Source organism: Cetobacterium sp. (assembly GCF_051653945.1).
Lineage (GTDB): Bacteria > Fusobacteriota > Fusobacteriia > Fusobacteriales > Fusobacteriaceae > Cetobacterium_A.
Map to the genome: position 1 here is coordinate 1 of NZ_JBOFXD010000103.1, position 6,992 is coordinate 6,992.

Below are 6,992 nucleotides of genomic sequence, written 5' to 3' on the forward strand. Positions count from 1 at the left end.
TGCAGAATCAAATAGAACTTTTGCTCCACTTGCACCTTCAAGCATAGTTTTTTCCATTCTTTCAGCTGCACCAATACTTAACTTTTCAGTTGCCCGAATCTGAGCTTCTATTCTTTCTACTCCTGTATAAGTCTTCCCATCAATCTCTTTAGCTCCATCTAAAAGTCCTTGAGCCACTCTATACCCTTCTTTTCCAAATGCTTTTATAAGAAACTGTTGTTGTTGAAATTCATCCATTTTTTCTTTTTTAAAATATACAGATAATTGAGCTAAAAACTTATCAGTTCCTATGAAATTTCCATTTTTCCCTTTTGTCTTTATCCCTAAATTTTCAAACTCTTTAGCTTCTTTTAAAATTTTTGTATACATAGCTCCAAGTCCTGTTCCTGCTTGTGAGCCCTTTATACCTTTATCTGCTAGAAGTCCTAAGAGAGCTGAAGTTTCTTCCATTGATATATTCAATCCTTTTGATTGTGACGAAATATATTTAAAAGCTTCTCCAAGTTGCCCTACTCCAGTATTTGTTTTAGACATTGTATAAGCAAATATATCTGCTACCTTTGCAGCATCCTTAGCATCAAGTCCAAATGCAGTCATATTATCAGATACAATATCTGATACCATTCCTAAATCTTCTCCAGATGCAGCTGCTAATCTAAGCATACCTGGCATAGCTCCAATTATATCTTGAGTTTTAAAACCTGCTAATGCAAAATACTCCATTCCTTGAGCCGCTTGCTTAGCTGTAAAAGAGGTTGTTGCCCCTAAATTTAAAGCTTCTTTTTCAAGAAGTTTAAAATCTTCTTTAGTTGCTCCACTTATAGCTTGAACCCTTTTCATTTGCCCTTCAAAACCTAAATACTGTTTAGCTGAATCGGCTGTAAAATATCCCGCTGCTAAAGTTCCTGCTATGGCTGCTCCAGCTACAACTTTTCCACCAGTAGCTAATGCTTTTTTCCCAAGATTTCCTACTTTTTTCTTAAAATCAGAAGCCTTATTATATAACTTTTGTTTAGCTGTTGCTTTCTCCAGTTCCTTGGCAGTTTTCTTTATTTCATTTTGAAGCTGGCCATGAGGTATTTTTAATTTTGTAAGTTCCATAGAATATCTTTGATATGCTTTTCTTTCTTTATCAATGACCTTTCCAAGCTTTTCTTGTGTTGATGTTAATTTCTTATACTCTTTTTCTTGTGCTGCTGTTAAACTTCCATTTGTAGTTTTTATTTTATTTAACATTTGAAGCTTGGAGTTCATTTTCTGATATTCAAGCATATTTTTTGATAAATTTTTAGGCATCATTTTAGCTACATCATTTAAGTTTTTTTGAGTATTTTTTAATTTATTAAGTTCTTTAGCCATTCTTTGAACATGCTGAGGAACTGAATTATCTAACTGTGTACTCAATTTTAAAACCATATCCATGCCTTTTCCTTTAGCCATTCCCCCTCCTCTCTAAGTATTTCCTTCCGTTTACTTCTTTTTAAGCTTTTCTATTTGTTTCACCCATTGTTCATATAATTCTCTATACTCTTCTAATTCTCCTAAATCTAATTCCCATAGAAAATTATGATCTAGTCTCATATTCATTCCCATCGGGTTATTTAAACCTAAAGAGAGCTCAGTCACAAGCTCTCTAAAAAGTTCAAAAGGATTTCTATTAAATCCTACTATTCTCCCAAAAAATCTCTAACATGTCTTACTACCTTATTAGTATCAACTATGTGTAAGTCATAAAATTCTTTATATGGTATTCCTGTCATTCTCTCTGCCATCATTAAGAAATATTCATCATCTACTTCAGCTAGTGTTTTAGCTTTTGTTTGTTTCTCTCTATCATATCTGCTTTTACAAATCTTCATATCTTGCCCTGTTAATCTAGTTCTAAATTTAATTATATTACTACCTCTTATTTCCCCTCTAATTTTAAGAGTTCCATAATCTTGTTCTAACTCTTCAAAGCTATCCGCTTTTATATCTTGTCCCTCATTCTCAGTAATTCCATTTTCTAATTTGAATTTTTCTGTTTCGTCTTTTATTTCTGCTGCTGTTTTTGCCATTTGTTTATCCTCCTATTATTATCCTATTATTGCGTTTATTCCCGCTCTTAAATCTTCTCCATCTAAAACTAAAATTTCATTTCTTTGATCTATTTCATAAAGAACCGTTCCATCTATCTCTAATTTAAAATAAGATAAATTTATTTCTATTTCTGGCTCTAATTTTCCGTTTGGCCCAATCGTTCCTAGCTTGTGTGATTTTATAGTTCCTTTCACGTTTACAAACAACCCTATCTCTGCTGAATTATCATTCTCATCTAACGTTTGAATTGCTGCAGCTAAAACTAAATTTATCCCTTTTCCTGCTTTTAATTTTAAAGCTGTTTTATCTACTCCCAAAAATTTCATAGTTGTTGACATAGCTTCTGGCATGGAAGTAATGGTTTCTTTTATTGGCCCTAGTCCTAATACGTTTATTTCCTCTTCTTTAAAAGTGATATCTGGAAGTGGAAACTCTGCTACTCCAATTACTTTATCACTTCCATTTATTTTTACTGAACATGCTTTAACTACACTTGGTATCATCACTTACTCCTTTTACCCTTTATATATTTCAATAGCGAACTCTGAAGAGTTTTTTATATTAAATTCTAAATTTTCTCCTATAGGAACATCTCCATGAACTATGTACCATACAAATTTTCCACCTGCTATATTTTCTCCTGGATTATCTATAGCTCTAAATTCAACTCTTCCACCTAATATTTTTTCTTGTGATTTCAAACCTGCCAACCATTGATTTAAATTATCTCTAATAGCAATTGCTCTGGTTTTAGTCATTTTTTTATCGACTTCATTTTGATTATTAATACCGATTGTGTTACAAATAAATTGAATCATTCTCTTAGAATGAATCCAAATATCTTTTTTTTCTGTAGTTCCACCTGGTTGAAACGCTGAGGTTCTATTACCCCAGAATACAAGTCCTCCTGGTGTTTGAATGGCTGTATTTATTCCATTTTCATTTAGTAACTCCGCTTGTTTTTCATCTAAATTTAAATCTTGATAATTTCCATCTTCATCTTTATAAACAACTTTTGAAATTTTAGCATTTTTATTTGATGGGGAATCACAAGGAACTCCATCATTTTCCATATTTCCTCTTAGTAGTTCACAAGCTACTAAAGTTGATAAGTGTAATATATTATTTCCTAATACTCCCATTCCATAGTATAGTAGTTGTTCTGGATCTATTGCATTATTATCTTTTTTCCACTTAATTGCTTCTCCATATTTTATAGTTTCTGGAATATCAGCAATTATCACACTTTTCCATTTTCCACTATTTATCGATTGAAACTTAGTATTCATTATAGTTCTAAGCTCATTATCATGAGTATATCCCGGTGCTATTCCTGCACATGGAATCACACTATATTTAGTAAAAATTTCATCTATTAACTCTAATCCTTCTTTTTTAAGAGTATTTATGTCTACTTTTCCTATAATATCTTGTGATGTTATAAGAGTAGGATTTAAAACTTTTATACTTCCATCTATTGAAGTTAAGGTTAAATCTTCAAAATATATCTCTAAATACCCATTTGAATCAAAAGAAATCTCATAAGTTGAAGCTTCTATACTTTCTTCTGTTCCACCTTTTTTTAAAATTAATTCAGATGGAATTATTCCTACTTTTTCTATCTTAGCCATTCCATTTTTTACTATTACCTCTGTCAAAACTTCAACTGCACTATGTTTCTTAGGATCTAAAACATTTATACACAATACTGGTCCTACTCCAAAAAGTTGAAATGCTGAGTATAAAACTTCTGAGATGTTGAATCCTTCTATTTTGTTTACTCCACCAAAGTATTTTGTCGCTTCAGTTATATTCTGAATTAATATTGGCTGATTTATACAACTCATATCTCCCATGTTAATTGGTGCTGCCCCTAACACCACAAGAGGAGTTTTAGCGGATAGATAAGTCTTCTCTCCACTTTCTATTTCATTGGTTCTTAATCCATGCCTAAATTCCATTTAATACCTCCACAAAGGCTTTCTCTATTTTCTTTAAATAAAAAGCTGAATTTAATTTCATTTTTGGAAAATCACTTGTTTCTATAAATAAATCTTTAGCTTTTTCATTTTCTTTTGTTATTTTTTCTAAATCTTCTTTAGATATAATCATATTTTTTTTTAAAAGAAAGCTTCCCAATTGTAGGTCACTTGCTAAATAAATATATTTTTTACTCATTAAAATCCCCTTTCTTCTAATATTCTTGATGTGGGTGCAGGAATATCTGATTCAAAGCTAATTATATATCCCCAGAAATCCTCACCACACAATTCTGCATTAAAATCTCCTACTATAGTTGTTGGATCTATTGTAAATTTCCCTGGAACAAGACTATTTTTTTCTAATATTTCTATTATTCTCTCTGCTAAATTAAAGAGTTCCTCTTGTGCTTTATCATCATTCTCTTGTTTGATTCCAACTATTATTTCAAACTTTCTTTTTTTAAATACTCCATTTTTTAATTCTTTACTTGGCCTTATTAGTAGGAATGGATAATTATTTTCTTCCGTTCCTTCTTTAACTATTGCTTTTTCTTTAGGTAAGAATATTTTAAAAAAATTCAACCCTGAAATATCTAATTTTTCTTTTAAATGTTCTAAAATATTATTTTGAATAGTTATTGTTTTAGACACTCTCTAACTCCTTTTTCATTAACTTTTCTAAAGCTTCATTAAAAACTTTATTAGCACCTTTTATTACCTCTTCAGATACTTCTATACTTGTTGCCATTTGAAATAATGAAGGTGATTTTACTCTTGTAATGTGATTTCTTTCTGAAAGTCTTATATATAAAGCTAACTTACTTGTATCATTCTTATAAAATGCCCAGAACATAGTTTTCATTTCTGTGGCCCCACTTTTTTTCTTTACTTTTGCAAGTAGTTTATTTTCACTTCTTCCTGGAGTCATCATCGATACATAAAAATCACTTATATCTTTTCTCTTTAAAGAAGCTAATAATTTGCTTTCTCCACTTCTTGTTATTGTCTTTAGACCTGGGCTTACTAAACCTTCATAGATATCATATTCATCTTTTATTTCATTGCTTGCTGCTTTTTTTATATATGTTGTTGTTTTGGCTAAAGCTTTATTTAAAAGCTTATTAATTGTTCCAGATTTATTATTAAAAAATACTCTTAATTGTTCACTTAAATCTTTTTCTATTTCAACATACATCATTTTTCTTTTCTCCTTAGAGTAAATTCTTTTAAGTATCCATTATCTCTAATTTTGCTCATAATGTACTTTATGTTATTTATGTATATTTCAGCTCCCTGTTTAAATGTATAGCCTTTAAATGGCTCTGCATCTATTGTAAGGATTGTTTCTTCTTCTTTTTGATTCTCAATAGGATTGACTCTTGGATTTTTCCAAGAGTCACTTACTGTTGATAAGACACCTATTATTTCTTTTTCTTCCTCTGGAGGAAACTGAATTTTTAAAACTTCACCAAATTCATTAGGATTCATAAATACTTTTTTTACATCTTCTCTAATTTGTTCCTTCAGAGTTTTCATCTTCAGTTCCTACAGTATTTTTTTCTGCTAAATATTTCTCAATTTCTACTTCTAGATCCAATCCTTTTTCTGCAAATTTTTCTTTAGCTTCTTTGAAAACCTCATCTTTTTTTGTTTTTGTTAAAGCTATTTCATATTTATTTTGGCTAATTTCTTTTAACTCTTTGATAGTTATTAAATTACTTTCTTTTTGTGGAATCTCATCCACTTGTGGCTCGTCATTTTGTGGGGTAATCTCATTGATTTTTTCCATGCAATCACTTCTAAAGAATCTCTCTTCAATTTCTACTGTTTCATCTGGTTTATGTTCTTTTCCATTGTAATGAAGTGTACAATTTATAACTTTTATTAATATTTTCTTCATTTTCTCTCTCCTATCCAACTATTCTAATATGGTCCGCATCTTCTTCAATTTCTTTGGCTGCTGACATCATGCCTTCACTTACTAAAATTACACCTTTTTCTGGGTTCATTTTTTGTAATTTCTCTATTAAATCTTTTATTAACATTTTCTGCTCCTTATCACCTTTAGAATCATTTTTATCACCTTTACAAAATGAAACTATCATTCATTGCTATTTTGATAGCTTTAAATAGCTTCTTTTGTCGCTCTCAAAGCTTCTCACCTTTTCACTTTTTTGCTTCTCGTGATAATAAATAGCACTAGTTCCATTTTCAAATACTACATAGTAAAAGCACTTAGCTTTACCTTCAACGACACCTTTTAGCCCTTTTTCATCAACTACTTCACTACCTAGTTCTAATATATCTACAAAAGGAATTATTTTTATTTCTTCTAGCCTTACACCTTTATATTCATCAATACCTTTTAAATCATAAGTTCCGTTATCATTGATATTTGTTACAACACAATCATCATTACCATAATAGACCTTATTTCCAACTTCTAAACTCTTCATAATTCCACCCCTTAGATAGCTTCAAAATATACCCATGATCCTGGAACTTCTGGTCTTACAAATGGTGCTGATTGCAACTCTAATAAATCAGCATTTTTTTGCGGAACTTTTATTGCAACTTCTTGCTTCACATGAACTTCTAACGATGCTTGTGGATTCTCTCTAGCTACTATTGCAGCATACTCACATCTGAAAGATTTTTCTGATACATATAATCCACCTTTTTCTGGTAATAATTTTTCTACAACTCCATTTTTATCTACAAAGTCTACAAAAGTATAAATCGCTGTATTTATTTCTAAAATTCTACCTAAATATGCTACTCCTGTTTCAAGCTCTCTATTTTTCATTTCTGCGAAATCTGCGGAATAAGCTTTTAATTTCTCTACAATTTTTGGATGGTTTTGAAGTGCAGAACCAACTCTAGGTGATAAAATTAACACATCTGGAACTCTTCCAGTTTTTTCTTGAATTT

At 30.5% G+C, this 6,992-nt stretch carries 12 protein-coding genes; all 12 read right to left on the minus strand.

Annotation, left to right across the window (positions count from 1 at the left end; genetic code table 11):
• The coding region (locus ACRC8M_RS10750; RefSeq protein WP_438529130.1) for a phage tail tape measure protein at positions 1 to 1,440 on the minus strand (1,440 nt) is incomplete at its 3' end.
• Positions 1,441 to 1,667: 227 nt separating this feature from the next.
• On the minus strand, positions 1,668 to 2,057 hold the full coding sequence (locus tag ACRC8M_RS10755; RefSeq protein WP_438529131.1) for a hypothetical protein: 390 nt from the start codon (positions 2,055 to 2,057) through the stop codon (positions 1,668 to 1,670).
• A gap of 18 nt (positions 2,058 to 2,075) precedes the next feature.
• Entirely contained in the window at positions 2,076 to 2,582 is a 507-nt protein-coding gene (locus ACRC8M_RS10760; protein WP_438529132.1) for a phage major tail tube protein, read from the minus strand.
• 12 nt (positions 2,583 to 2,594) lie between these two features.
• Positions 2,595 to 4,040 carry a phage tail sheath family protein gene (locus ACRC8M_RS10765; RefSeq protein ID WP_438529133.1) on the minus strand — a complete coding sequence of 482 codons (1,446 nt, stop codon included), beginning with the start codon at positions 4,038 to 4,040 and terminating at the stop codon, positions 2,595 to 2,597.
• On the minus strand, positions 4,030 to 4,257 hold the full coding sequence (locus ACRC8M_RS10770; protein WP_438529134.1) for a hypothetical protein: 228 nt from the start codon (positions 4,255 to 4,257) through the stop codon (positions 4,030 to 4,032). Before ACRC8M_RS10770 ends, ACRC8M_RS10765 begins: the two co-directional genes overlap by 11 nt.
• Positions 4,257 to 4,712: a hypothetical protein gene (locus tag ACRC8M_RS10775; RefSeq protein WP_438529135.1), complete on the minus strand. Its 456-nt coding sequence runs from the start codon at positions 4,710 to 4,712 to the stop codon at positions 4,257 to 4,259. The genes ACRC8M_RS10770 and ACRC8M_RS10775 overlap by 1 nt, the downstream gene beginning before the upstream one ends.
• Positions 4,705 to 5,259: a hypothetical protein gene (locus ACRC8M_RS10780; protein WP_257163768.1), complete on the minus strand. Its 555-nt coding sequence runs from the start codon at positions 5,257 to 5,259 to the stop codon at positions 4,705 to 4,707. Before ACRC8M_RS10780 ends, ACRC8M_RS10775 begins: the two co-directional genes overlap by 8 nt.
• On the minus strand, positions 5,256 to 5,597 hold the full coding sequence (locus tag ACRC8M_RS10785) for a hypothetical protein (RefSeq protein WP_438529136.1): 342 nt from the start codon (positions 5,595 to 5,597) through the stop codon (positions 5,256 to 5,258). Before ACRC8M_RS10785 ends, ACRC8M_RS10780 begins: the two co-directional genes overlap by 4 nt.
• Positions 5,572 to 5,961, minus strand: a complete 390-nt coding sequence (locus tag ACRC8M_RS10790) for a hypothetical protein (protein ID WP_438529137.1) — start codon at positions 5,959 to 5,961, stop codon at positions 5,572 to 5,574. The genes ACRC8M_RS10785 and ACRC8M_RS10790 overlap by 26 nt, the downstream gene beginning before the upstream one ends.
• Before the next feature lie 10 nt (positions 5,962 to 5,971).
• On the minus strand, positions 5,972 to 6,166 hold the full coding sequence (locus ACRC8M_RS10795) for a hypothetical protein (protein WP_438529138.1): 195 nt from the start codon (positions 6,164 to 6,166) through the stop codon (positions 5,972 to 5,974).
• A gap of 6 nt (positions 6,167 to 6,172) precedes the next feature.
• A complete protein-coding gene (locus ACRC8M_RS10800; RefSeq protein ID WP_281699700.1) occupies positions 6,173 to 6,517 on the minus strand; it encodes a hypothetical protein in 345 nt (114 codons plus the stop codon).
• A gap of 11 nt (positions 6,518 to 6,528) precedes the next feature.
• The coding region (locus ACRC8M_RS10805) for a major capsid protein (RefSeq protein ID WP_438529139.1) at positions 6,529 to 6,992 on the minus strand (464 nt) is incomplete at its 5' end.

What these genes read in the sequence shown, in the direction of transcription:
- ACRC8M_RS10755 (WP_438529131.1), bottom strand. Translation starts at nt 2,057, where the DNA reads ATGGCAAAAACAGCAGCAGAAATAAAAGACGAAACAGAAAAATTCAAA.
- ACRC8M_RS10760 (WP_438529132.1), bottom strand. Translation starts at nt 2,582, where the DNA reads ATGATACCAAGTGTAGTTAAAGCATGTTCAGTAAAAATAAATGGAAGT.
- ACRC8M_RS10765 (WP_438529133.1), bottom strand. Translation starts at nt 4,040, where the DNA reads ATGGAATTTAGGCATGGATTAAGAACCAATGAAATAGAAAGTGGAGAG.
- ACRC8M_RS10770 (WP_438529134.1), bottom strand. Translation starts at nt 4,257, where the DNA reads ATGAGTAAAAAATATATTTATTTAGCAAGTGACCTACAATTGGGAAGC.
- ACRC8M_RS10780 (WP_257163768.1), bottom strand. Translation starts at nt 5,259, where the DNA reads ATGATGTATGTTGAAATAGAAAAAGATTTAAGTGAACAATTAAGAGTA.
- ACRC8M_RS10785 (WP_438529136.1), bottom strand. Translation starts at nt 5,597, where the DNA reads ATGAAAACTCTGAAGGAACAAATTAGAGAAGATGTAAAAAAAGTATTT.
- ACRC8M_RS10790 (WP_438529137.1), bottom strand. Translation starts at nt 5,961, where the DNA reads ATGAAGAAAATATTAATAAAAGTTATAAATTGTACACTTCATTACAAT.
- ACRC8M_RS10795 (WP_438529138.1), bottom strand. Translation starts at nt 6,166, where the DNA reads ATGATAGTTTCATTTTGTAAAGGTGATAAAAATGATTCTAAAGGTGAT.
- ACRC8M_RS10800 (WP_281699700.1), bottom strand. Translation starts at nt 6,517, where the DNA reads ATGAAGAGTTTAGAAGTTGGAAATAAGGTCTATTATGGTAATGATGAT.